Genomic DNA, 22,051 nt, shown 5'->3' with positions numbered 1-22,051 from the left:
GGGGGGGGGGATTTTACATTATTGGATGATTTTGAGGGAGGGGGTGTTTGGGGCTTTGGGTTGGTGTGGGTGGATTGGTGGAGGCGGCAATATTCAAAGATTATCTGAAAGTTTAGAGGTTCCGGATTCCCGCTTTCGCGGGAATGACGGTCGGTGGGGGTTGTGTTTTTTCCGATGGATTCCTGTGGTTTTTCGGTTATCGGATTCCCGCGTTCGCGGGAATGACGAAGTTTCAGACGGCATTTAAGCGGTACGGACGTGTAAATAATGGCAGGGTAGGCTTCAGTCTGCCGATTCCCGCTATTTTTGCCGTTTTTACGTTCTTATCATTCTTGCTGTTTTTACCGTTTCCGCCGAATCCTGCAAACTGATGCCGTCATTCCCGCGAAAGCGGGAATCCAGACCCGTCGGCACGGAAATTTATCGGATAAAACGGTTTCTCAGGTTCTACATTCTAGATTCCCGCGTTCGCGGGAATGACGGTGTGTGGGTTTGTGTTTTTTCCGATAGATTCCTGTTGTGTTGCGTTTCTGGATTCCCGCCTGCGCGGGAATGACGGTATGGGGGTTTGTGTTTTTTTCGATAGATTCCTGTGGTTTTTCGGTTATCGGATTCCCGCTTGCGCGGGAATGACGAAGTTTCAGACGGCATTGCCCTCCGTCATTCCCGCGTTCGCGGTAATGACGGTCGGGGATCAGCGGAAGAAGTCGCCCACTCCGGGGGGCAGACCTTGGGTGAATGCGCCCATTGTTTTGTTTGCGGTTTCTTCGGCTTTGCCCCGGGCGGATTTGAGGGCGGCGAGGATGAGGTCTTCGAGCATTTCTTTGTCGTCAGCGGCTTCTTGAATCAAATCGGGGCTGATGTCGATTTTGCGTACTTCGTGCGCGCAGGTCATTGTGATTTTGACCAAGCCGTTGCCTGCTTCGCCTTCGATTTCGGTTTCGGCAAGTTTGGCTTGCGCTTTTTTCATATTTTCCTGCATTTGCTGCGCCTGTTTCATCAGGCCGCCTAATCCGGCTTTTCCGAACATTGGTAAAACTCCTGTCTGTTTTGATTGGATGAGGGAAACGGCAATGCCGTCCGAAGGGTTCGGGCGGCATTATATCTGTTTATGGCCGGTTTGCCGCCAATTCCAGTGATTCGGGCTGCCATTGCGCGCCGAATGCTTGGAGGATTTTTTGTGCGGCGGGGTCGGCTTCGAGCAATGCTTGTGCTGTTTGCCTGTCTTCGGCTTGGACGCGCTTGTCCTGCATTGCGGGGGTTTCCCGGCCGGCTTCGTCCTGCCAGTCTTGGGTTTGCAGTGTGAGTTGCAGCCCGTAGGCTTGGGCGAGGGTGTCGCGGATTTTGTCGAGACGTTTTTTGTCGGCGGTGGCGCGGGCTTCGGCGGTCATCGCCAAAACCATCAGGCCGGTGTCGGGATGGTATTCCGTCCACGCGGAGTGTTGCGCCGGCATTTGCGCCGCGCCGAGTTTGCGGGCGAAGTGCCGGACGATGGCTGCCCAGTTTTCGGTGGAAAATTCGGGCGGCGGGGCGGACGGCGTGTTGTTTCCGCCGATGCCGCCCGCTTCTGCTTCTTCGTCCGCGCCTCCTCCTGCGGTATCGGCAGGGGCGGCGTGTTCCCAATCGGGCGGCGGGATTTCTGCGTTGTCTTCTACGGGGCAGTCATTATCCGGAAAGCCGTAACCGTAGAAAGGTTCTGTAGGGGCTTCGTGTGCAAATGTTTCCGTTTCAACGGCTTCATCATTCGGTGTTGCCTGAATGGGGTTTTCAGACGGCACTTCGGACAAGGGGGCATTGGTTTCGTTGCCGGCTGCCTTGTTCTTGGAAACTTGGTTTTCGGGCGGCGTTTCGGCTTCGGATGCCGTCTGAATGCTTTTTGCCGATGCTTGCGCCGTGCAGGCTGCGGTTTGGGCTTCGTTCGGCGCGTCTTCCCAAGGCGGAACATCGTTGTTTTCTTGATTGGTAACGGGTTCGGCGGTTTTGCTTTCAGACGGCATTGCCGCTGCGGATGCCGTCTGAACGGGCGTTTGGGTGGTTTCTGCTTCAGGGCGCGGTTGGGGCTTTTTTGCGGCGGTTTCCTTTTCGGCGGTTTGTGCCGATGGGGATTGAAGTTCGGTATTTTCAATCACGGCGTTTGCATCACACGAAGCTGCCGCCAAGGGTGCGAACGCCAGCATACGCAGCAGGGTCATCATAAAGCCGGCGTATTCGTCGGGGGCGAGGCTCAGGTCGCGTTTGCCGTGGACGGCGATTTGGTAGTAAAGCTGGATTTGTTCGCCGCTTATGTTTTGGGCGAGGCGGTGCAAAATATCGGAATCGGGGTCGTCGTGCGCCAAGGCGGAGGGGACTGCCTGTATCAGGGCGAGTTGTTGCAGGAGTATGGCGAGTTCGCCCAAGGCGTTGTCAAAGCCGACGGCACACACCGCCATTTCCCGCGCTTTTGCGGTCAGGGCTTCGCCGTCTTGATTGACGATGCCTGTCAGCAGTTCGTACAGGTATTGTTTGTCAACCGCGCCGATCATTTGGCGGACATCGTTTTCGGCAACTTTCCCCGAACCCAGGGCGATGGCCTGGTCGAGCAGGCTCAAGGCATCGCGCATCGATCCGGCGGCGGCGCGTCCCAAAAGTTTCAGGGCGGGGGGGTCGTAGGCGATTTTTTCGCTGTCGAGGACGTAGGCAAGGTGGTCGGCAACCTGCTGCGAAGTCATGTTGCGCAAGACAAATTGTAGGCAGCGGCTCAAGACGGTAACGGGGACTTTATGCGGATCGGTCGTGGCAAGGATGAATTTGACGTGTTCGGGCGGCTCTTCCAGCGTTTTGAGCATGGCGTTGAACGCGCTTTTGGAAAGCATATGCACTTCGTCGATGATATAGACTTTGTATTTGCCGGCAGTCGGTGCATATTGGGCGTTTTCCAATACTTCGCGGATGTTGTCGATGCCTGTGTTGGAGGCGGCGTCGATTTCCAGCAGGTCAACGTAGCGTCCGGCATCGATCTGCGTACAGCTTTCGCATACGCCGCAAGGTTCGCCGTGTTGCGCGTTTTCGCAGTTGAGGCTTTTGGCAAGGATGCGGGCGATGGTGGTTTTGCCCACGCCGCGCGTACCGGTCAGCAGGTAGGCGTGGTGCAGCCTGCCTTCGTCCAGCGCGTTGCGCAAGGCTTTGACGACGTGTTCCTGACCGACTAGGTCGGAAAAGGTTTTCGGACGCCATTTTCGTGCAAGAACTTGATAAGCCATATTTTTCTCTTTGATTAAGCGTTTTGTCCGTTCGGGACGTATCCGGGCGCGTATTCTAGCATTTTTCGAACCGGCTCACGAAGGGGTTCACTGTCCACGTAAAAACAAGGCATCCAATTCTTTTAAAGTCAGTTTGACCCATGTCGGGCGGCCGTGGTTGCACTGGTTGCTGCGCGGCGTATTTTCCATATCGCGCAGGAGCGCATTCATTTCCGGCAGGGTAAGTTGGCGGCCGGCGCGGACGGAACCGTGGCAGGACATGCTGGCGAGGATGTGGTTTTCGTGTTCCTCGATGGTTTGGCTGCTGCCGACTTGGGCGAGTTCGCCTAATACGTCTTTGGCGAGCGAAACGACGTCGGCTTTGCCGAGCATGGCGGGGACAGCGCGGACGGCGAGGGTATTGCTACCCATGTCGGACAGTTCCAGCCCGAAGCCTGCCAGTGCATCGGCATGATCGGCGAGGGCGGCGCATTCTTCGTGGGACGCGGCAAAGGTTACGGGAATAAGCAGGCGTTGGCTTTGCAGGTTGCCGTTTTCCTGACGTTGGCGTTTCATTTTCTCGTAGTTGACGCGTTCGGCGGCAGCGTGCATATCGATGAGCAGCAGGCTGTCTTCGGCTTGGGCAAGGATGTAGATGCCAAGTAATTGGGCAATGGCAAAACCGAGCGGCGGCAGTTCGGATTGGGATGAGATGCCGTCTGAAAGCGGCGTATCTGTTTGGGGAATAGGCATTTCAGACGGCATATTGCCGAAACGTGCCTGTTCGAATTGGCTTAACTCAAGGTCGATGTCGTCGGTTTTTTTGTAAAGCTCGGCGTAAGTATTCATGGCCGCGCGGCTTTCGCGCAGGGAGAGGCTGTGTTGTTGCGGCGCACGCGCGGCTTGGTAAGGCATGGGCGCGGTTTTGCCTGATGAACCAAAGGCATTGCGTGTATCGGGTTTGTTGCCTGTCGGGTAGTTGGATGCGCTATCAAACAGATTTTCGCTGTCGTTTTCAGACGGCATTGGGGCAGGCGTAACGCCGGTAATGTCATGCAACACTTCGCCTGCGTTGCTCACGCTTTCGGTCAGGTCGGCACGCGTGTCGGCAAGGGCTTTGTCGAGCGTGTGGAATATCAGTTGGTGAATTTGGCGGCTGTCGCGGAATCGGATTTCGGTTTTGGTCGGGTGGACGTTGACATCCACGGCTTCGGGCGGCAGGTCGAGGAAGAGGACGAAAGCAGGGGTGAGGGCGTTGTGCAATACGTCCCGGTATGCCTGTTTGACGGCGTGGAGCATCACTTTGTCGCGCACAAAACGATGGTTGACGAAGCAGTATTGTTTGTCGGTTTTGCCTTTGGCGAAAGTCGGCTTGGCAATCGCGCCATAGAGCCGCAATGCGCCGTTGCCGCTGTCGATTTCCAGAGATGCCGTCTGAAAGTCATCGCCGACAATGGCGGCAATACGTTCATGCAGGCTTTGTGCAGGAAGTTTGAACACTTGTTTGCTGTCTCGTTTGAGCGAGAAAGCGATGTGCGGATGCGCCAGCGCGAGGCGTTCGAGCATCGTGGCGCAGTGGGCGTATTCGGTGTTTTCGGATTTGAGGAACTTGCGCCGCGCAGGGGTATTGAAGAAGAGTTCGGCGGCTTCGATGGTGGTGCCGACGGGGTGGGCGGCGGCAGTGGGGCTGCTGAGTTTGCCGTCTTCTGCTTTGACTTGGGTCGCGTGCGAACTGTCTTCTTGACGGCTGGTCAGGGTCAGGCGGCTGACGGAGGCGATACTGGCCAAGCCTTCGCCGCGAAAGCCCATGCTGGCGACGTGTTCCAAATCGTTTAAGGTTTTGATTTTGCTGGTGGCGTGGCGGTGGAGCGCAAGCCCGATGTCGTCCGGATGGATACCGCTGCCGTTGTCGCTGACGCGGATGAGACGGATGCCGCCGCCCGCCAGTTCGACATCAATCGCCGTCGCGCCTGCATCGATACTGTTTTCAACGATTTCTTTCAAAGCGTTGGCAGGGCGTTCGACCACTTCGCCGGCGGCGATTTGGTTGACAAGATGGTCGGGCAGGGTGGCAATTCGGGACATGGCATGGGCTTCCGTTTCAAAAAACGCTTCATTCTATAATAAAACCCCTTACTTTTCTGCCTGTATTCTTGATAAAAGCCGTTTATCCCGTTTGGAAAATACCAGTATAATCACGCCATATTCCGTAAAATTGGAGCACAAAGATGTATCACTACCAATCCGATGCCACACAATTCCTCAACCGCCTGATTGAAGAAAAACCTGAGTTGGAACAGCAGCGTTTGGAAAACAGGGGGCTTTTGTGGGATGTTGAACTCAATCCCGAAGAACAGGAAAACTTCGAGGCGGCGAAAGTAGCGAAAAAACCTTATACCTATTACCAAGACTGAATCCGCCGAAATGACGACCCATCTGTCCAATGTCGCCCCCGACCTGCAAAACTATTTGAACAGCATCGGCGAACCCGAACATCCCGTTTTGACGCGGCTGCGCGAGAAAACCGGGCATCACCGTATGGGCAAAATGGCGATTGCGCGCGAACAGGCGGCGGTTTTGGTTTGGCTGGCAAAGCTGATCCGTGCGGAAAAATATCTGGAAATCGGCGTGTTTACCGGATACAGCAGCACCGCGCTTGCATTGGCGTTGCCCGAACACGGGCGGATTACCGCCTGCGACATCAATGTAACCTTTACCGATACGGCGCGTCAGGTTTGGAACGAGGCCGGTGTGGCACATAAAATCAGCCTGCACCTGCAACCCGCATTGCTGACATTGGATGATTTGATTGCACAGGGTAAAGCCGGAAGCTACGATTTGGCACTGATAGACGCAGACAAACCGCCCACGCCGCAATATTTCGAGCGTTGCCTCAAGCTTGTCCGGCAAGGCGGCATCATCGCCATCGACAATATTTTGCTGAACGGAAGGGTGATGCGCGAGGAGGCTTCCGATACGCCGCCCAGCATCAAAATTCTCAAAGATTTCAATCAAAACCTGCCGAACGACCCGCGCATCGTCCCCATCACCCTGCCCGTCGGCGACGGTTTGACCCTGCTTCTGAAAAAATAATGAAGACCCGATTACCGCTTTTTATCATTTGGCTGTCTGTGTCTGCCGCCTGTGCTTCCGTTTCACCCGTTCCGACAGGCAGCCGAACCGAAATGCCGACACGGGAAAATGCTTCAGACGGCATTCCCTATCCCGTTCCCACTCTGCAAGACCGTTTGGACGATTTGGAAAACAGGATTATCCGGCTGTCGAACGAAGTGGAAACCTTAAACGGCAAAGTCAAAGCACTGGAGCATGCGAAAACACACCCTTCCGGCAGGGCATACGTCCAAAAACTCGACGACCGCAAGTTGAAAGAGCATTACCTCAATACCGAAGGCGGCAGCGCATCCGCACATACCGTCGAAACCGCACAAAACCTCTACAATCAGGCACTCAAACACTATCAAAACGGCAGGTTCGCCGCCGCTGCCGCCCTGCTGAAAGGCGCGGATGGTGGAGACGGCGGCAGCATCGCGCAACGCAGTATGTACCTGTTGCTGCAAAGCAGGGCGCGTATGGGGAACTGTGAATCCGTCATCGAAATCGGAGGGCGTTACGCCAACCGTTTCAAAGACAGCCCAACCGCGCCCGAAGCCATATTCAAAATCGGCGAATGCCAATACAGGTTGCAGCAGAAAGACATTGCAAGGGCGACTTGGCGCAGCCTGATACAGACCTATCCCGGCAGCCCGGCGGCAAAACGCGCCGCCGCAGCCGTACGCAAACGATAGTTTTTCCATTTTTCCGCTTTTTACCCCATCCGCACCAAGGAGGATTTATGATACAAATCGGCATCATTATGGGCAGCAACAGCGATTGGCCCGTTATGCGGCAGGCAGCGCAGTTTCTTGAAGACTTCGGCGTAGAATATGAGGCGCGCGTCGTTTCCGCACACCGCACCCCGGATTTAATGTTCCAATACGCCGAAACCGCACGGGCGCGCGGCATCAAAGCCATCATCGCGGGTGCGGGCGGCGCGGCGCACCTGCCCGGTATGGTTGCCGCCAAGACCACCGTCCCCGTTTTGGGCGTACCCGTCCCCAGCAAATACCTGCGCGGCGAAGATTCGCTTTTATCGATTGTACAAATGCCCAAAGGCGTACCCGTCGCCACCTTCGCCATCGGCGAGGCAGGCGCGGCCAATGCGGCATTGTTTGCCGTTTCCATGCTGGCCAATGAAAATCCCGAACTGGCGCAAAAACTGGCAGACTTCCGCGCCAAACAGGAACAGGCTGTTTTGAATATGGAATTGGAACAGATTTAAAACCCGCCGTCCGCGAATACACAAATGCCGTCTGAAGCCCTGTTTCGGGTTTCAGACGGCATTTTTCCGCCTTATTCCGCTGTTTCGGTCAGCGAAGAGAACACGTCGAAATAAGTCGGGAAGGTTTTATGGGTGCATTTCGGGTCATTGATGACGACGGGTACGCCCAACAGCGAAACCAGCGAGAAACACATCGCCATGCGGTGGTCGTCGTAAGTGTCGATGACGGCGTCGGGCGTCAGCGTTTCGGGCGGGGTGATGTGAATTGCTTCGGCTTCTTCGGCGACTTTTGCACCGAGTTTGCGCAACTCGTTCGCCATTGCGGCAATGCGGTCGGTTTCCTTGACGCGCCACGAACCGATGTTGCGAAGCGTGCAGGTTTGCCCTGTGGCAAGCGCGACGATGGCAAGGGTCATGGCGGCATCGGGGATATGGTTCGCATCCAAATCAAAGGCTAGGACGGCACGTTCTTTCGGGCGCGAGACTTCGACGAAGTTTTCGCCCCACACCACGTCCGCACCGATTTTTTCCAGCTCGCGGGCAAAGGCGACATCGCCCTGTATGCTGTTTGCGCCGATGCCGGTAACGCGGACGGGCGTGGCGGCAATCAAACCGGCTGCGAGGAAGTAGGACGCGCCGGAGGCATCGCCTTCGACGTGCAAGTGTTCGGGCGCGTGGTAGTGCGCATCGGCAGGGATTTTGAAGACGCGGTAGTCTTCATTGGCAACCTGTACGCCGAATTGCGCCATCAGTTTCAAAGTGATGTCGATATAGGGCTTGGAAATCAACTCGCCGACCATACGGATTTCAAACGCCTGCCCGGTCAGAGGCAACGCCATCAAAAGGGCGGTCAGAAACTGGCTGGACACATTGCCTTTAATCGGAATCACGCGTTCGCCGTTGTCTTGGCGTTCGCCGATATGAAGCGGCGGATAGTGTTCGTTGCCGAGATATTCGACATCGGCGCCGCCAATCCGCAGCGCATCGACCAGATCGCCGATGGGACGTTCGTGCATACGAGGCACGCCGTGCAGATGATAATCGCCGCCCAAAACAGCCAGTGCGGCGGTCAGCGGACGGAACGCCGTGCCCGCGTTGCCCAAAAACAAATCGGCAGAGCGGTTGGGGAAACGTCCGCCTGTGCCGTGTACTTTCAGACGGCCTTCGGCAAGATGTTCGATTTGAACGCCGAGTTTATCGAGTGCTTCGAGCATACGGTCGGTATCGTCGGATTTGAGCAGGGAATGGATTTCGCAAGCATTGTCGGACAAGGCGGCGAGCAGCAGGGTGCGGTTGCTGATGCTTTTGGAGCCGGGCAGGGCGACGGTGGAAGGTTTGAGACGGGCGGCGGGGAGGCGGACGGATTCGGTCATGGCAAAACGTAAATATAGGGATAAAGACAGACTGCATTATACTGGTGCAAATGCCGTCTGAAAAATCTCAGGTTTGGCATTTTCGGTTTTAAAGTCCGTGAATGTGGTTTTTTGTGCTGAAAATTGATTATTTTTAAATTTTTTGTTTCTAAAATTTTTTTGCGGGCATATTTTCGGCTTTTGTTGCGGACATGGCGCGTTTGCCGGCGGCACGGCACGATTGCCAATTTCATAGAATTTGGTAGAATAGCCGTTGTTCAACGACAGACAAGCCGCCGATTTTCCGGGCGGCTTGTATTTTTATTTTAATATCCGGACGCACAAAGCAAGACGGTACGCGGGATGCTTGCTGCCGCAAACCGGTGTGCCGGAATATGGAGAAAAAAGACCGATGCAAAAAATCCCCCTGACCGTACGCGGTGCGGAATTGCTGAAACAGGAATTGCAGCAGCTCAAAAGCGTGGCGCGCCCCGAAGTGATCGAAGCGATCGCCGAAGCCAGATCACACGGAGATTTGTCCGAAAACGCGGAATACGAAGCCGCCAAAGAACGCCAAGGCTTTATCGAGGGCCGCATTTCCGAGCTGGAACACAAACTTTCCGTTGCCCATATTATCAATCCGACCGAAATCCATGCCGAAGGAAAAATCGTGTTCGGTACGACGGTTACGCTGGAAGATTTGGAAACGGAAGAACACGTTACCTACCAAATTGTCGGCGAAGACGAAGCGGATATCAAACAGGGCAAAATCTATGTCGGCTCTCCGATTGCACGCGCCTTAATCGGCAAGGAAGAAGGGGATACGGCGGAAGTTCAGGCACCGGGCGGCGTGCGCGAATACGACATTATCGAAGTTCAATATATTTGATTCGGCGGCAAAATGCCGTCTGAAGCCCTGATTGGGCTTCAGACGGCATTTTGCATACGGCTTTCCTTTTCAGGTCTGGATTAAATATGCTATATTCCTGAATCTTTCAAACCGTTTTCCAAATGAGGTAAGGAAATGAGCGAAACTGCTAAAATCAAAGTCAACGACCTGCCCGAAAATGCAGAAAAAACAAATGAAGAAGTCGAATTGCCCGTTGCCGGCGACGATAAAAAAGGCGGACACAGCGAGGGCGGCTGCTGCGGTGCGTGCGGCGGCTGATTCGAATACGTCAAATCGGGGCATCTGAAAAGTTTTGCAAAATTTTCAGGTGTCCTTTTTTATTTCCAAAGTAAATGAATGAAATAATGCGGGTAGAAGATTTATTTGACCATGGGCTTGTGGTAGATTCAGTACCGTATTTGATATGATTTTAACAAATCGGGAGGGGCAATGTTTTGGTATGTAGTCGGCTTTTTCGCCTTTATCGTTTCGCTGCTGTCGCTGTGGGTCAATGCCAGCGCATTCGGCATGCAGGAAGACGATACCCCCCAATCGGATTATGAAAGACGTTTGGGCTTGGGTGCGAAGCTGAAAAACAAAAATACGCCGGATACGGAAGAAAAGCGGCAATAAAGATATGAAATGCCGTCTGAAAGATTTTCAGACGGCATTTGCTTTGAAGCATGGGAGACAGTCAAACATTCATCTCATGCTCAAATGCGTTTAGGATTCGGCGTACTTCATCCGCATCCTTAACCGTTCGGACGCGGTCAAACAGCGTTTGCGCCGGGTCGAACGTTTTTTTCATCATGCCCAGCCATTGCTTAAGACGGGCGATCGGGTATTTATTGTTTGCCTCTTTTGCCAGGCATAAATCGAAAAAGAGCCGTATCCATTTGGAAATTTCGGCAAAATCGGTATCCGTAACGGGCAGGCCGCTTTCATACTGCTTGATTTGGCGCGCCAAATCGGGGCGGATGACCGCGCCTCGCCCCAGCATGACGCTGTTGCAGCCGCTGATTGTTTTGATGCTGATATAGTCTTGCAGGCTGAAAACGTCGCCGTTGGCGGTAACGGGAATATTGACGGTATCGCGGATTTTGCGTATCCATTCCCAATGCGCCGGCGGTTCGTAACCCTCGGCTTTGGTACGCGCGTGTACGGTCAGTCCGCACGCGCCCCCTTCGGCAATCGCACAGGCGCATTCCAAAGCAGGGCTTTTGTCTTCATAGCCGAGCCGCATTTTTCCCGTCAGCGGAATATGTGCGGGCAAACGTTCGCGCATCGTTTTGACGATGTGGAATATCAGTTGCGGCTCTTTTAAAAGTATTGCGCCGCCTTTGTGTTTGTTGACGGTGGGCGCGGGGCAGCCGAAGTTCAAATCGATTTTGTTCGCACCGAAGCGGACGGCTTCCAGCGCATTCGCCGCCATATTGTCTGCATCGCTGCCCAAAAGCTGGACGGTGCAGGGCGTGCCGGAAAACGTTTTGTTTCCGTTGGCGATTTCGGGGACATATTTTAACCATGTGGCGCGGGAATGCACGGTATGGGTAATGCGTACAAATTCGCTGACGCATTCGTCGTAGCCGCCTATCCGTGTCAGCAGGTCGCGCATCACATCGTCTATCAGACCTTGCATAGGGGCAAGGATGATTCGGGTTTTTTGTTTGGGTTCGTTTGTTTGTCCGTCAATCATGATTCGGGTAGGTATGCAGAAAATTTTTTGCATTGTTTAGTATCACCACTACCAATCATTGTTATTCTCCTTGAGTTTAAGTCAAACAAAAAATGAAATTCAAATACTCTCTCTTAACTTATTGAGATCAATCATCAATATAAATAAAAAATATAAACTACCAGAATAACCAAAGCCACGAAAAATTTTTTCCAATATTTCACTATTTAAACAAAAAGCACCGCATACCCACGTTGATGATTCCGAAATAAAACACATCCATATTTCCATTACCGCCAACCATGACACTACTATCCTAATCAAAAATACTTTTTTATCTGCCCAAGCACTTTTTATATTTAACAATACAATATGATTTTGTAATTTAAAATCTAAGCTTTGCATTTTTCTAACCAGTGCAAACAAACAACCAAGCGCAATAAAAAAAGATTGGTAGGACTGGTAAAAAGGTAGAAATAGAATATTTAAGACCAATGGATAGATCCACATATACCTATTTGTTAAATTATTAATAAATTCTTTTTTGTTATCCATAAAATTTCCATAAAATATTGCGATGATTTGGTTCAAACAATGCCGTCTGAAGACTTTCGGCGTTCAGACGGCATTTCCGTGTCCGTTGTTACAGCAACACTTTCTCTACACCGCCGTTGTTGGCTTTTTTTACAAACTCATCCAGCCAGTTTTCGCCGAGGATGTGTTTCGCCATTTCGATGACGATGTAGTCGGCAGGCATATTGTTGTCGTCGGCGTAGCGGCTCAAACCTTGTAGGCAGGCTGGGCAGGAGGTCAGCATTTTGACGGGTTCGCCCTGCGGCAGCTCTTTGAGGTTTTTCTCAATTTCCTCTTGTTTGCGGAACTTGACCTGTGTGGCGATGTCGGGGCGTTTGACGGCGAACATACCGGACTCGCCGCAGCAGCGGTCGCTTAAGACGACTTTCTGCCCCATGAGGCTGCTTGCCATTTGGGTGGCGTTCATGGTTTTGATGGGGGTATGGCAGGGGTCGTGGTAGAGGTATTGCTGACCTTTCACGCCGTTCAGTTTCACGCCTTTTTCGAGCAGGTATTCGTGGATATCGATGATACGGCAGCCTGGGAAGATTTCTTCAAAACGGTATTTTTCCAGTTGGTCATAGCAGGTACCGCAACTGACGACGACGGTTTTAATGTCGAGGTAGTTGAGGGTGTTCGCCATACGGTGGAAAGCCACGCGGTTGTTGGTACTCATTTGTTCGGCTTTTGCCTTATTGCCGCCCGCGTCCTGCGGATAGCCGCAACACATATAGCCGGGCGGCAGGACGGTTTGTACGCCGACGTGCCAAAGCATGGCTTGGACGGCAAGTCCGATTTGGCTGAACAGACGCTCCGAACCGCAACCTGGGAAGTAGAACACGGCTTCGGCATCTTCAGGCGTGGCAGGGTTGCGGATGATGGGGATGCTTTTATCGTCTTCGATGCCGAGCATGGAGCGCGGTGTTTTGGCGGGCACGCTTTTGGGCAAAGGACGGTTGATGAAGTGGATAACCTGTTCTTTGATTGAGGCGGTGCCGACGGTAGCTTTCGGTTCGGCTTTTTGTTTTTTGGTGCCGACGGGCAACAGTTTGCCGATTTTGTAGGCGAAATTCTGCGCGGGGAAGCCGGTCTGTATCATGGCGGCGCGTAGGGCTTTGATGGTTTTTGGGCCGGTAGCGTTCAAAAACGCCATGCCCATCGATGCGGCGGGTGCGAAGCGTTTGTGGCCGGAATCGGCAAGGTAGTTGCGGACGGCTACGGTAACGTCGCCGAAGTCGATGTTGACGGGGCAGGGTTTGACGCAACGGTGGCACACGGTGCAGTGGTCGCCGATGTCCATGAGTTCTTCAAAATGTTTGATGGAAACGCCACGGCGGGTTTGTTCTTCGTATAAGAAGGCTTCGGTCAACAGCCCCACGCCGAGGATTTTGTTGCGCGGGCTGTACAGCAGGTTGGCGCGCGGAACGTGAGTAGAGCAGACGGGTTTGCATTTGCCGCAGCGCAGGCAGTCTTTGACGGAATCGGCGATGGTGCCGAGGTCTGATTTTTCCATAATCAGCGATTCCGCGCCCAAAAGCTCGAAAGACGGCGTGTAGGCGTTGCGTAAGTCCGAGCCTTTCATCAGTTTGTGACGATTGAAGGTATGTTTCGGATCGACTTGGTTTTTGTAGTTCCAAAACGGCTGCAAATCTTCATCGGTCAGAAATTCGAGCTTGGTGATGCCGATGCCGTGTTCGCCCGAAATCACGCCGCCGAGAGAGCGGGCGATTTTCATGATGCGTTCGACCGAACGATAGGCCGTCTGAAGCATTTCGGCATCGTCTGAGTTAACCGGAATATTGGTATGAACGTTACCGTCGCCGGCGTGCATATGCAGGGCGACGAAGACGCGGTTGCGTACGGTTTTGGCGTGGATTTTGCCCAAGCCTTGGATAATCTTGGTGTCGGTTTTGCCGCTGAAGATTTCGGCAAGCGGCTTCATTACGTCCGCTTTGACAGACACGCGCAGGCGGAAATCGCGGAATGCGGTAAAGCAGCTTTCATGGTCTTTGGCTTCGGGCGCGGCGTGGACGGCTGCGCCGTAGCGGGCCTTATAGTCGGTAAGCGGCGCGTCCAAGTTGGCAAGCAGCCATTCCCAACGCGCTTTGACGGCGGAAACGTGGGCTAGGGCGTGTTTGCCGCGTTCGCCCAACAGTTCGGCGGTCGGCAAGTCTGTTCCCATTTTGTCGATGGGGAGTTTGCCCGAAAGATATTGCTCCAAGGCGGCACAGAGTTTGAGTTTGTTTTGGATGGAAAGCTCGATGTTGATGCGTTCGATGCCGTCTGAATACTCACCGAGCCTTTCAAGTGGGATGACCACGTCTTCGTTAATTTTAAAGGCGTTGGTGTGTTTGGCGATGGCGGCGGTGCGGCTGCGGTCGAGCCAGAAGGTTTTGCGCGCTTCGGGCGATACGGCGATAAAGCCTTCGCCGTCGCGGGCGCGGGCAAGTTCGCAGATGTGTTCGGCGGCTGCCGCTACGGCGGCTTCGTCGTCGGAAACCACGTCTGCCAGCAAGACCATTTTCGGCCGCCCCTTGCCTGCCGCTTTGGTGGCATAGCCGACGGCGCGGACATAACGCCAGTCCAAATGTTCCAAACCGGCAAGGCGTACACTTTCATGTGCAAGCAAGAAATCGCGGATTTCGACAATGGACGGCGTAGCGGTGGCGACCGTGCCGAAAAACTCCATACACACGGTGCGCGTGTATTTCGGCATTTTGTGCAACACGAAGGCGACGCTGGTGATGATGCCGTCCGTACCTTCTTTCTGCACGCCGGGCAGTCCGCTCAAGAATTTGTCGGTAACGTCTTTGCCCAAACCGACTTTGCGGAATTTGTGGCCGGGGATTTCCAAGCGTTCGGTTTTAACGATATTGATGCCGTCTGAATCCAGCGTGTGAACGTCGAATACGGCGGTTTCTTCATCGTGGATTTTGCCGAAATTGTGGCGCACGCGCTCGATGCGCAGCCATTCGCCTTGAGGGTTAACCATGTTCCAGTAGGCGAGGTTGTCCAACGCCGTCCCCCACAGCACGGCTTTTTTGCCGCCCGCGTTCATCGCCACATTACCGCCCACGCATGACGCGTCGGCAGAAGTCGGATCAACGGCGAACACCAAGCCCGCCTGATGCGCGGTTTCTTCCACTCGGCGGGTTACTACGCCTGCGCCGCAATGGATAATCGGATGTTTGCCGTCCAAACCCACCAGCTCGACAAATTCGACGCCGCGATGCTTGTCCAGTTTTTCCGTATTGATGACCGCGCTCATTGCATCCAAAGGTACCGCGCCGCCGGTATAACCCGTGCCGCCACCGCGCGGGATAATGACCAAATCCAGCTCGATTAAGGCGCGCACCAAAGGCGCGATTTCCGCCTCCGTGTCGGGATTGACGACGACAAACGGATATTCGACGCGCCAGTCGGTTGCATCGGTAACGTGGGTTACCCGCGCCAGCCCGTCGAACATAATATTGTGCGGCTTGGTAATTTTGCTTAAGCGTTCCAAAATTTGATGGCGTTTTTGGCTGGTTTCATTAAAACTGCTATCAAAACGTTCGACTGCCTTTTCCGCTGCCGCAACCAATACATCCACTTGCCGATTATCGTCGCGGCGTTTGCGGATTTCATTTAAGCGGTGGCGCATTTCGCGTACCAGCGCGGCGCGGCGTTTCGGATGCTCCAGCAAATCATCGACCAGATACGGATTGCGCACGACCACCCAAATATCGCCCAACACTTCAAACAACATCCGTGCCGAACGTCCTGTTTTGCGTTGACCGCGCAAATCTTGCAGAATCTGCCACGCCCCGTCGCCCAACAGGCGGATGACGATTTCGCGGTCGGTATAAGAAGTATAGTTGTAGGGAATTTCCCGAATACGCTGCGGGGCGGTAGTCGTGGTCATGGCGTGTCCGTGTTTGGTTGTTTTTATTTGAGTGTTGTCCGAACGGTCGGTTGCAGACAAATTTTGAAAGGCAATAATGTAGTTTAATTCTTAATATTTTTCAATGCCGAAACAGGAAATACCCTTATAGAAACAAAATGACGCTTTGAGAAATTGTTGACAATATTATCGGATATAAGTTTTAGACAGTGTTTCCGGCGTATGACCGTATCAAAACGGTTGAGTTTTTCATAAAACCCGTTATAATGCCGTTTCTCTGAGGCGGGTCTCCCCGCATGGCAAATCGGAACACCGGGTCAGGGGCGGAAGCCAGCAGCCCACTCCGATGCGCCAGTGCCGGGGGTTTGGCCCGCCGCCCTATTTGAAACGCCGGAGCTTCGATGTTCCGGCGTTCCCGTATCGCACCGATGCCGTCTGAAAGCCGTTCAGACGGCATTTTCTTTACTTTGCCATAACGCATCATTACAATGTATCCATACAGGCCAATGAAGAACCGGCCCTATAAAAATGGGAGTATGGTTCAATTTCAAGTTTATGACGAATAGGGCAGTTTGATTAAAGACTAAAGGAGTAGGCAAATGAAAAAACTTCTAATGATAACCCTCACCGGTATGCTTGCAGCTTGCGCAACAGGTGTCAATGTCGGTCGGCTGATGGTTGAAATGCCGCGGGGAGAACGCTCTGTTGTCGTGCAGGTTCCCGCGACAAATAACCCGCTTTCCGATGCGGTGGCTGTCGGAATGATTAAAACATCCGGCTCGCCTTCGACATCGAATATGATTGAAATGCTCGGCGCGGACAATATCAACGTCGGCGTGGTGGGAAGCAGCCAAATGCTTAATAAGGCGACCGCACTTTATTCCTTAAACCATGCAAAGAAAGTCGGAAACAATGTCAGTGTCTATATGATGGGCGACAGCGAAAGCGACAAGGCCGATTTGGAAAACGCGGCAAATGCCAAAAATATTAAATTACATTATTTCTTTAACCAAAAATAATTTGCAGCGTGCAACTTGCTGCACCAAAATATCCAAATTGAACATACGGCGGCGTACCGGGATTTGCGCCGCCGCTTATCCCGATAGGAGAGTACCGTGAACGCCTCGCAATTAATCAGCAGCCTGACCCAAACCGTCGGCGAAAAATACATCATCACCGACCCCGCGAAAACCGAACAATACCGCCAGGGCTACCGCTTCGGCGAGGGCAGGGCGTTGGCGGTGGTTCGGCCCGGAAGCATTCTGGAAATGTGGAAAATTTTGCAGGCATGTGTTGAAGCGGACGTGATTGTGATTACGCAGGCGGCGAATACCGGTTTGACGGGCGGCTCGACCCCCGACGGCAACGATTACGACCGCGACATCGTGATCGTGAACACCATGCGGATGAACATCATCCAAACCATCAACAACAACGAACAAGTCGTCTGTCTGCCTGGCTCTACCCTGAACCAGCTTGAATTGTTGCTGAAACCTTTGGGGCGCGAACCGCATTCGGTTATCGGCTCTTCTTGCATCGGTGCGTCTGTCTTGGGCGGTGTGTGCAACAACTCCGGCGGCGCATTGGTGCAGCGCGGCCCGGCCTACACGGAAATGGCGCTGTTTGCCCAAATCAACGAAGAGGGCAAACTGGAGCTGGTCAACCATTTGGGCATAGATTTGGGTAGTACGCCCGAAGAGATCCTGACCAATCTTCAAGGTCATCATTATCAAAACAAAGACATTACGCAAGATGCTGGCAAAGGACACGACCACGCCTATTGCGAACACGTCCGCCAAGTGGACGAACCGACCGCCGCGCGTTTCAACGCCGACCCCGCGCGCCATTACGAAGCCTCGGGCTGCGCGGGCAAGCTGATGGTTTTTGCCGTCCGTTTGGACACCTTCCCGCAAGAAAAACAAACCGCCGTGTTCTACATCGGCACCAACGACATCAACGAGCTGACCGACATCCGCCGCGCCGCCTTGGGCGAATTTGAAAGCCTGCCCGTTTCCGGCGAATACATCCACCGCCACGCTTTCGACATTGCCGACGTGTACGGCAAAGACACGTTTTACGTCATCAAAAAATTCGGTACGCACCAACTGCCGAAATTATTTGATTTGAAGGCGCGCGTGGACAGGTTCGGCAAAAAAGTCAGCTTCCTGCCCAAACATTTTTCCGACAAGGCAATGCAGTTCGTCAGCAAATACCTGCCCGATCACCTGCCCAAATCCATGCGCGATTACCGCGACAAATACGAACACCATCTGATTCTGAAAATGGGCGGAAAAGGCGTGGATGAAGCGCGCGCGTTTTTGAAAGAGTATTTTGCACACCACGGCGGCGCATTTTTCGAATGCAACGCCGAAGAAACCCAAGCCGCCATGCTGCACCGTTTCGCCGTCGCCTCCGCCGCCATCCGCTACCGTGCCGTACACGACGACGAAGTGGAGGACTTGGTCGCGCTGGATATCGCCCTGCGCCGCGACGATCGCGACTGGTTTGAAAAACTGCCTTCGGAAATCGACAATAAAATCATCCACAAGCTCTACTACGGACATTTTATGTGCCACGTTTTCCATCAGGATTACATCATCAAAAAAGGCAACGACTGCATGGCGTTGGAACACGAAATGCTGCATCTCTTAGACCAACGCGGCGCGCAATATCCCGCCGAACACAACGTCGGCCATTTGTACGAAGCCAAGCCCGCGCTCAAACAGTTCTACCGCAAACTCGACCCGACCAACAGCTTCAACCCGGGCATCGGCAAAACCAGCAAAAAGAAAAACTGGGCGGAATAAGCGCGTCCGCTTTGAAGGCAGGCAATGCCGTCTGAAGGCAAAACGCCGTTCAGACGGCATTGTCGGGTTTGCGTCCCCCGAAGGGCATGTTCAAGCCGTATGCCGACACACGGGCGCAACCTTCCGGCAGCCGCCCCCGATTCTGCCCGAAGGCAGGTTTGAAGCATTAAGGAAACACGATGAAACCATACAAAATCTACACCCATCCCGCACTGCCGCCCCAAGCCGTCAAACAAGGCTGGTCGTGGCCGGGCCTTTTGTTCGGTACGCTGTGGGCGTGTTTCAAAAGAATGTGGGGTTTGGGGCTGGGGCTGACGGGCGCGATATTCGTGCTGGCGGTGTTTGCCCAACTGGTTTACGGCGACACGCCCGCCACAGACTCGGCGTTTAACGTATTGGGCTTGGCGGTTTCCGTCTGGTTCGGCGTAAAGGGCAACAGCCTTTATGCCCGCCACCTTTTATCGCGCGGCTATACCGAATTGCCCGAAACAGTCGAGGCCGCCAACCCCCAAGCCGCATTGGCGCAATATTTCGGGCGCGGGGGCAGGTAGGCGCGTTTCCCCGCGATGCCGTCTGAAAGGCTTCAGACGGCATTTCTTATAACTTTTCGTTTGCAGCACATAACCAAACAATCTTTCCTATTCCGTTCCGAAATGCGTACCATGCGTCCATCCCTTCAATAATATTGCAAACAAGGAAAGAAACATGGCACGTTTAACCGTACACACCCTCGAAACCGCTCCCGAAGCCGCCAAACCGCGCGTAGAGGCCGTACTTCAAAACAACGGCTTTATCCCTAACCTTATCGGCGTATTGGCAAACGCCCCCGAAGCCTTGGCGTTTTACCAAGAAGTCGGCAAGCTCAATGCCGCCAACAGCCTGACCGCCGGTGAAGTCGAAGTGATCCAGATTATTGCCGCCCGCACCAACCAATGCGGTTTCTGCGTGGCAGGACACACCAAACTCGCAACCCTGAAAAAACTCCTTTCCGAACAGTCCGTCAAAGCCGCGCGCGCTTTGGCGGCAGGCGAATTTGACGATGCCAAACTCGGCGCGCTTGCCGCCTTTACCCAAGCCGTAATGGCGAAAAAAGGCGCGGTATCCGACGACGAACTCAAAGCATTTTTTGATGCGGGCTACAACCAGCAGCAGGCGGTCGAAGTCGTGATGGGCGTAGCCTTGGCAACCCTGTGCAACTACGTCAACAACCTCGCCCAAACCGAAATCAACCCCGAATTGCAGGCTTACGCCTGATACGGCAAACCGCCCGAATATCGGGCGGTTTTTCAACCCTCCCTCAAACAAAAACAAGCCGCCTAAGCGGCAGGGAAGCAGCCGCGCATCAGGCGCACCCCCGATTCCCCCGCAAACCTTAAGGAACAAAGATGAACGCCCAAACCCTGATTGCCAATGTTGCCGAACTCGTCAAAACCAAGCTCAAACCCATAGTGGACGACATCGACCGCAAAGGATACTACCCCGAAGCATTTATGCGCGAACTCGGTGCAATCGGCGGATTCGGCGCAGTCGGCACAGAAGCCGAAGGCGGCAACGGCTTGGGTTTGGCAACGCAAATCGCCGTTTTGCGCGAAATCGGCAAAGAATGCGGCGCAACCTCCTTCAGCGCGTGGTGTCAGGCGGCTTGCGCGTGGTATCTGCATCAAACGCCCAACCAAGCCGTCAAAGACAAATACCTTGCCGACATCCTGCAAGGCAAAGTATTGGCGGGTACGGGTATGTCCAATACCGTCAAACACCTTGCCGGCATTGAAAAACACAACCTTCAAGCCGAGCGCGTGGAGGGCGGTTATACAGTCAACGGCGCGCTGCCGTGGGTGTCCAACATCGGCGAAGACCACATTTGGGCAAATACCGCCCAAATCGGCGGCGGCTACGTTATGTTTATCACCGGCGGACAATGGGAAGGCGTAAGCCTGCAAAACTGCCCCGAATTTTGCGCCCTCGAAGGCACGCGCACCTTCAGCCTGAACTTTAAAGACGTATTTATCCCCGACGAAGACATCATCGCCGCGCCCGAACAGTTTGCCGACTACATCCAAAGCATCAAAGCAGGCTTCATCCTCCTGCAAATCGGCATCGGCGCGGGCGTGATTGACGGCAGCCTCGGCATCATCCGCCTCGCCAACATCGTCAACGCCGAAGTCAACAGCTATCTCGACGACGGCTACGACAGCCTCAAAGCAAGGTTGGACGGCGCGTGGGCAGAAACCGAACGGCTCGCCGACTTGGCTTGGAGCGGCACGCCCGACAACCTTGCTACCCTCAAGCTGCGCGAAGCCGCCGCCGTACTGGCACTTGCCGCCGCCCAATCCGCCGCCCTGCATTCCGGCGCGAAAGGCTACCTGATGCGCAGTCCCGCCCAAAGGCGCGTCCGCGAAGCAATGTTCGTTGCCATCGTAACCCCCGCGATCAAACACCTCCGCAAAGAAATAGCGGCAATCGAAGCCGCAAAATAAACAGGCGGAAAAAACCGAAACCCCCACCGCGTCATTCCCGCAAAAGCGGGAATCCAGCCCCCAACGCAACAGGAATCCATCGGAAAAAACAGAAACCCCCAAACCGTCATTCCCGCAAAAGCGGGAATCCAGCAAACGAAAAATCACAGGAATCCATCGGAAAAACAGAAACCAAACAGACTAGATTCCCGCCTGCGCGGGAATGACGCGGGAGCGGGGGTCGTCATTCCCGCAAAAGCGGGAATCCAGCCCCCTAACGCAACAGGAATCCATCGAAAAAACCGAAACCTCCAAACCGTCATTCCCACGGAAGTGGGAATCCAGTAACCGAAAAACCACAGGAATCTATCGAAAAAACCCCCAACCCCCAAAAAAACCGGGCGGATACCTCACCATCCTCCCAAACCCTGATTTATAGCGGATGAACAAAAATCAGGACAAGGCGAGGCAACGCCGTACCGGTTTTTGTTAACCCACTATACAAAAAACAAGGAAACACAAATGGCGCAATATATGTGCGGCCCCTGCGGCTGGATTTACGATGAAGAACACGGCGATCCCGAACACGGCATCGCCCCCGGGACAAAGTTTGAAGACATCCCCGACGACTGGAAATGCCCCGAATGCGGCGTAGGCAAAGAAGATTTCTACCTGTTGGATTTCGTGATATAGCGGCAGCCGAATCCCTCGGAAAATCCCAGCGTTCCGCCTGCGGCGGCAGGGAACACCGCTTTATCCCTTTCAGCCCGCCAAGCCGTGTTGCACAGATGCGACACGGCTTTTTCCTTTTAACCGCCCGAATGTAAATTTTCGGCAAAAAACGTCAAAAATCACCCCC

The 22,051-nt window shown here is 53.9% G+C and carries 21 protein-coding genes, 1 other RNA gene and 1 other annotated feature; of the genes, 15 read left to right on the top strand and 7 right to left on the bottom strand.

Features of this window, described 5'->3' with window-relative positions; translation table 11 throughout:
* Nucleotides 1–694: 694 nt before the first annotated feature.
* The 3 genes from Q9J32_RS09410 to mutL all read right to left on the bottom strand — a co-directional run bounded on the left by Q9J32_RS09410 (nucleotide 695) and on the right by mutL (nucleotide 5,303).
* The gene (locus Q9J32_RS09410; protein WP_002219073.1) at nucleotides 695–1,030 is read right to left on the bottom strand and encodes a YbaB/EbfC family nucleoid-associated protein; all 336 of its coding nucleotides are present in this window, start codon (nucleotides 1,028–1,030) and stop codon (nucleotides 695–697) included.
* A 79-nt stretch (nucleotides 1,031–1,109) separates the two neighbouring features.
* Nucleotides 1,110–3,239, bottom strand: a complete 2,130-nt coding sequence (dnaX, locus tag Q9J32_RS09405) for a DNA polymerase III subunit gamma/tau (protein WP_304667266.1) — start codon at nucleotides 3,237–3,239, stop codon at nucleotides 1,110–1,112.
* Nucleotides 2,011–2,050: a sequence feature (This ribosomal frameshift element is known only in the genus Neisseria.), on the bottom strand. (Overlaps the previous gene by 40 nt.)
* A gap of 87 nt (nucleotides 3,240–3,326) precedes the next feature.
* Complete coding sequence (mutL, locus tag Q9J32_RS09400) at nucleotides 3,327–5,303, bottom strand: DNA mismatch repair endonuclease MutL (protein WP_301885307.1); 1,977 nt, start codon at nucleotides 5,301–5,303, stop codon at nucleotides 3,327–3,329.
* Between the two features lie 143 nt (nucleotides 5,304–5,446).
* Between mutL and Q9J32_RS09395 the strand changes: the two genes are divergently transcribed.
* From Q9J32_RS09395 to purE, 4 genes are read left to right on the top strand one after another with little or no spacing between them, the layout of a single operon-like run.
* A complete protein-coding gene (locus Q9J32_RS09395) occupies nucleotides 5,447–5,632 on the top strand; it encodes a DUF3460 family protein (RefSeq protein WP_002213027.1) in 186 nt (61 codons plus the stop codon).
* Between the two features lie 10 nt (nucleotides 5,633–5,642).
* Complete coding sequence (locus Q9J32_RS09390) at nucleotides 5,643–6,311, top strand: class I SAM-dependent methyltransferase (RefSeq protein ID WP_301885308.1); 669 nt, start codon at nucleotides 5,643–5,645, stop codon at nucleotides 6,309–6,311.
* On the top strand, nucleotides 6,311–7,024 hold the full coding sequence (locus Q9J32_RS09385; protein WP_118792225.1) for a tetratricopeptide repeat protein: 714 nt from the start codon (nucleotides 6,311–6,313) through the stop codon (nucleotides 7,022–7,024). The genes Q9J32_RS09390 and Q9J32_RS09385 overlap by 1 nt, the downstream gene beginning before the upstream one ends.
* Nucleotides 7,025–7,071: 47 nt before the next feature.
* Complete coding sequence (purE, locus tag Q9J32_RS09380) at nucleotides 7,072–7,557, top strand: 5-(carboxyamino)imidazole ribonucleotide mutase (protein WP_300905538.1); 486 nt, start codon at nucleotides 7,072–7,074, stop codon at nucleotides 7,555–7,557.
* Nucleotides 7,558–7,628: 71 nt separating this feature from the next.
* Here purE and aroA read toward each other — a convergent pair whose 3' ends face one another.
* Nucleotides 7,629–8,930 carry a 3-phosphoshikimate 1-carboxyvinyltransferase gene (gene aroA / locus Q9J32_RS09375; protein WP_301885310.1) on the bottom strand — a complete coding sequence of 434 codons (1,302 nt, stop codon included), beginning with the start codon at nucleotides 8,928–8,930 and terminating at the stop codon, nucleotides 7,629–7,631.
* Nucleotides 8,931–9,321: 391 nt separating this feature from the next.
* Between aroA and greA the strand changes: the two genes are divergently transcribed.
* From greA to Q9J32_RS09360, 3 genes are all read left to right on the top strand, one after another.
* Nucleotides 9,322–9,798: a transcription elongation factor GreA gene (gene greA / locus Q9J32_RS09370; RefSeq protein ID WP_003709053.1), complete on the top strand. Its 477-nt coding sequence runs from the start codon at nucleotides 9,322–9,324 to the stop codon at nucleotides 9,796–9,798.
* A 135-nt stretch (nucleotides 9,799–9,933) separates the two neighbouring features.
* Nucleotides 9,934–10,077, top strand: coding sequence for a hypothetical protein (locus Q9J32_RS09365; RefSeq protein WP_301885312.1), 144 nt, complete (start codon nucleotides 9,934–9,936; stop codon nucleotides 10,075–10,077).
* A gap of 171 nt (nucleotides 10,078–10,248) precedes the next feature.
* Nucleotides 10,249–10,431: a hypothetical protein gene (locus tag Q9J32_RS09360; protein ID WP_211709927.1), complete on the top strand. Its 183-nt coding sequence runs from the start codon at nucleotides 10,249–10,251 to the stop codon at nucleotides 10,429–10,431.
* A gap of 61 nt (nucleotides 10,432–10,492) precedes the next feature.
* On the opposite strand, the gene Q9J32_RS09355 is transcribed toward Q9J32_RS09360, so the two are convergent.
* From Q9J32_RS09355 to Q9J32_RS09345, 3 genes are all read right to left on the bottom strand, one after another.
* On the bottom strand, nucleotides 10,493–11,494 hold the full coding sequence (locus Q9J32_RS09355) for a tRNA dihydrouridine synthase (RefSeq protein WP_301885317.1): 1,002 nt from the start codon (nucleotides 11,492–11,494) through the stop codon (nucleotides 10,493–10,495).
* A 99-nt stretch (nucleotides 11,495–11,593) separates the two neighbouring features.
* Nucleotides 11,594–12,028 carry a hypothetical protein gene (locus Q9J32_RS09350; RefSeq protein WP_002213118.1) on the bottom strand — a complete coding sequence of 145 codons (435 nt, stop codon included), beginning with the start codon at nucleotides 12,026–12,028 and terminating at the stop codon, nucleotides 11,594–11,596.
* An 88-nt stretch (nucleotides 12,029–12,116) separates the two neighbouring features.
* Complete coding sequence (locus tag Q9J32_RS09345; RefSeq protein WP_301885322.1) at nucleotides 12,117–15,950, bottom strand: DUF3683 domain-containing protein; 3,834 nt, start codon at nucleotides 15,948–15,950, stop codon at nucleotides 12,117–12,119.
* 260 nt (nucleotides 15,951–16,210) lie between these two features.
* Here Q9J32_RS09345 and ffs point away from each other — a divergent pair.
* From ffs to Q9J32_RS09305, 8 genes are all read left to right on the top strand, one after another.
* Nucleotides 16,211–16,307: signal recognition particle sRNA small type (gene ffs, locus Q9J32_RS09340), an RNA gene on the top strand.
* A gap of 221 nt (nucleotides 16,308–16,528) precedes the next feature.
* Complete coding sequence (locus tag Q9J32_RS09335; protein WP_115437517.1) at nucleotides 16,529–16,948, top strand: hypothetical protein; 420 nt, start codon at nucleotides 16,529–16,531, stop codon at nucleotides 16,946–16,948.
* A gap of 96 nt (nucleotides 16,949–17,044) precedes the next feature.
* A complete protein-coding gene (gene dld, locus Q9J32_RS09330) occupies nucleotides 17,045–18,736 on the top strand; it encodes a D-lactate dehydrogenase (protein ID WP_301885325.1) in 1,692 nt (563 codons plus the stop codon).
* Nucleotides 18,737–18,760: 24 nt separating this feature from the next.
* Nucleotides 18,761–18,898 (top strand): hypothetical protein, encoded by a 138-nt coding sequence (locus tag Q9J32_RS09325; protein ID WP_304667270.1) that lies wholly within the window; start codon nucleotides 18,761–18,763, stop codon nucleotides 18,896–18,898.
* A gap of 17 nt (nucleotides 18,899–18,915) precedes the next feature.
* Nucleotides 18,916–19,287, top strand: coding sequence for a DUF2628 domain-containing protein (locus Q9J32_RS09320; protein ID WP_304667271.1), 372 nt, complete (start codon nucleotides 18,916–18,918; stop codon nucleotides 19,285–19,287).
* A 154-nt stretch (nucleotides 19,288–19,441) separates the two neighbouring features.
* On the top strand, nucleotides 19,442–19,990 hold the full coding sequence (locus Q9J32_RS09315) for a carboxymuconolactone decarboxylase family protein (protein WP_118796721.1): 549 nt from the start codon (nucleotides 19,442–19,444) through the stop codon (nucleotides 19,988–19,990).
* A 131-nt stretch (nucleotides 19,991–20,121) separates the two neighbouring features.
* A complete protein-coding gene (locus Q9J32_RS09310) occupies nucleotides 20,122–21,213 on the top strand; it encodes an acyl-CoA dehydrogenase family protein (protein WP_301885723.1) in 1,092 nt (363 codons plus the stop codon).
* Between the two features lie 501 nt (nucleotides 21,214–21,714).
* Nucleotides 21,715–21,885: a rubredoxin gene (locus tag Q9J32_RS09305; protein ID WP_002217326.1), complete on the top strand. Its 171-nt coding sequence runs from the start codon at nucleotides 21,715–21,717 to the stop codon at nucleotides 21,883–21,885.
* The last annotated feature ends 166 nt before the right edge of the window (nucleotides 21,886–22,051 follow it).

The organism is Neisseria uirgultaei, assembly GCF_962719845.1.
GTDB lineage: Bacteria > Pseudomonadota > Gammaproteobacteria > Burkholderiales > Neisseriaceae > Neisseria > Neisseria bergeri.
Note: the sequence above shows the minus strand (reverse complement) of the source record. Positions and strands in the feature narration are given on the sequence as shown.

Bases quoted from the DNA above. Each gene is read 5' to 3' on its own strand.
- purE (WP_300905538.1), top strand. From the start codon at position 7,072: ATGATACAAATCGGCATCATTATGGGCAGCAACAGCGATTGGCCCGTT.
- Q9J32_RS09305 (WP_002217326.1), top strand. From the start codon at position 21,715: ATGGCGCAATATATGTGCGGCCCCTGCGGCTGGATTTACGATGAAGAA.
- Q9J32_RS09325 (WP_304667270.1), top strand. From the start codon at position 18,761: ATGCCGTCTGAAGGCAAAACGCCGTTCAGACGGCATTGTCGGGTTTGC.
- Q9J32_RS09355 (WP_301885317.1), bottom strand. From the start codon at position 11,494: ATGATTGACGGACAAACAAACGAACCCAAACAAAAAACCCGAATCATC.
- dnaX (WP_304667266.1), bottom strand. From the start codon at position 3,239: ATGGCTTATCAAGTTCTTGCACGAAAATGGCGTCCGAAAACCTTTTCC.
- aroA (WP_301885310.1), bottom strand. From the start codon at position 8,930: ATGACCGAATCCGTCCGCCTCCCCGCCGCCCGTCTCAAACCTTCCACC.
- Q9J32_RS09360 (WP_211709927.1), top strand. From the start codon at position 10,249: ATGTTTTGGTATGTAGTCGGCTTTTTCGCCTTTATCGTTTCGCTGCTG.
- Q9J32_RS09315 (WP_118796721.1), top strand. From the start codon at position 19,442: ATGGCACGTTTAACCGTACACACCCTCGAAACCGCTCCCGAAGCCGCC.
- greA (WP_003709053.1), top strand. From the start codon at position 9,322: ATGCAAAAAATCCCCCTGACCGTACGCGGTGCGGAATTGCTGAAACAG.
- Q9J32_RS09310 (WP_301885723.1), top strand. From the start codon at position 20,122: ATGAACGCCCAAACCCTGATTGCCAATGTTGCCGAACTCGTCAAAACC.
- Q9J32_RS09350 (WP_002213118.1), bottom strand. From the start codon at position 12,028: ATGGATAACAAAAAAGAATTTATTAATAATTTAACAAATAGGTATATG.
- Q9J32_RS09385 (WP_118792225.1), top strand. From the start codon at position 6,311: ATGAAGACCCGATTACCGCTTTTTATCATTTGGCTGTCTGTGTCTGCC.
- Q9J32_RS09410 (WP_002219073.1), bottom strand. From the start codon at position 1,030: ATGTTCGGAAAAGCCGGATTAGGCGGCCTGATGAAACAGGCGCAGCAA.
- Q9J32_RS09320 (WP_304667271.1), top strand. From the start codon at position 18,916: ATGAAACCATACAAAATCTACACCCATCCCGCACTGCCGCCCCAAGCC.
- mutL (WP_301885307.1), bottom strand. From the start codon at position 5,303: ATGTCCCGAATTGCCACCCTGCCCGACCATCTTGTCAACCAAATCGCC.
- Q9J32_RS09365 (WP_301885312.1), top strand. From the start codon at position 9,934: ATGAGCGAAACTGCTAAAATCAAAGTCAACGACCTGCCCGAAAATGCA.
- Q9J32_RS09345 (WP_301885322.1), bottom strand. From the start codon at position 15,950: ATGACCACGACTACCGCCCCGCAGCGTATTCGGGAAATTCCCTACAAC.
- Q9J32_RS09390 (WP_301885308.1), top strand. From the start codon at position 5,643: ATGACGACCCATCTGTCCAATGTCGCCCCCGACCTGCAAAACTATTTG.
- Q9J32_RS09395 (WP_002213027.1), top strand. From the start codon at position 5,447: ATGTATCACTACCAATCCGATGCCACACAATTCCTCAACCGCCTGATT.
- Q9J32_RS09335 (WP_115437517.1), top strand. From the start codon at position 16,529: ATGAAAAAACTTCTAATGATAACCCTCACCGGTATGCTTGCAGCTTGC.